At 68.8% G+C, this 624-nt stretch carries 1 pseudogene; it reads left to right on the top strand.

The window, feature by feature from the left end:
* Positions 1–280 precede the first annotated feature (280 nt).
* Positions 281–624 (top strand): annotated as a pseudogene (locus tag K4G64_RS39590) (sporulation protein); the annotation flags it as partial.

Raw genomic sequence — 624 nt, 5'->3', positions numbered from 1 at the left:
TCGATCTGCGCACGGACGGAGAGCTGATCGACGAGTAGAAGCTGGTCGACGTGCCGGTCGACTACGAGTGCGCGGCTGCGAGCGATGGCTGCTTCAACGCTTAGATCGTGCTTTTTTTTTCAAGCAGAAGACGGCATACGAGGTACTGATCGGTCTCGTGGGCTCGGCCACATGCGTGTGCAGGCGGAGTACGAGGGTTCGAACCTGGGGAGGCATCGGTACGAATGCCGCGCGCCGTCCTCGGTGACGCGGCGGCCGTCTGTGTGTCGAGGGGTGGCGCATGTCCAGGGAGCAACGCGGGCCGAACGAGAAGCTCGGCACGGTTCTCGCCCTCGCGGGAATCAGCAACGCCGGGCTCGCCCGGCGGGTCAACGACCTCGGAGCACAGCGCGGTCTGACACTTCGCTACGACAAGACCTCGGTGGCCCGGTGGGTCGCCAAGGGGATGGTGCCGCAGGGCGCGGCGCCGCATCTCATCGCGGCGGCGATCGGGGCCAAGCTCGGCCGCCCGGTGCCGCTGCACGAGATCGGCCTCGCCGACGCGGACCCGGCCCCGGAGGTCGGTCTCGCCTTCCCCCGGGACGTGGGCGAGGCGGTGCGGTCGGCGACCGAGCTGTACCGGCT

The organism is Streptomyces sp. WAC04114 (genome assembly GCF_019733245.1).
GTDB classification, from domain to species: domain Bacteria; phylum Actinomycetota; class Actinomycetes; order Streptomycetales; family Streptomycetaceae; genus Streptomyces; species Streptomyces massasporeus_A.
The sequence above is the reverse complement of the archived record's forward strand: the minus strand, read 5'-3'. Positions and strand labels throughout refer to the sequence as shown.